At 48.3% G+C, this 315-nt stretch carries 1 rRNA gene; it reads left to right on the forward strand.

Going from position 1 to position 315, the window contains the following annotated elements:
- Window positions 1-315: ribosomal RNA gene (locus LPKJCM_RS11710) — 23S ribosomal RNA — on the forward strand; the annotation flags it as partial.

Consider the following 315-nt stretch of genomic DNA (forward strand, 5'->3'; position numbering starts at 1 on the left):
ATATATGCTAAGTGGAAAAGGATGTGGAGTTGCATAGACAACTAGGATGTTGGCTCAGAAGCAGCCATCATTTAAAGAGTGCGTAATAGCTCACTAGTCGAGTGATTCCGCGCCGAAAATTTACCGGGGCTAAGCATATTACCGAGACTGTGGACTTGACCTTCGGTCAAGTGATAGGAGAGCGTTCTAAGGGCAATGAAGCCAGACCGGAAGGACTGGTGGAGCGCTTAGAAGTGAGAATGCCGGTATGAGTAGCGAAAGATCAGTGAGAATCTGATCCACCGAATGACTAAGGTTTCCTGGGGAAGGCTCGTC

Source organism: Lentilactobacillus parakefiri (genome assembly GCF_002157585.1).
Taxonomy (GTDB): Bacteria; Bacillota; Bacilli; order Lactobacillales; family Lactobacillaceae; genus Lentilactobacillus; species Lentilactobacillus parakefiri.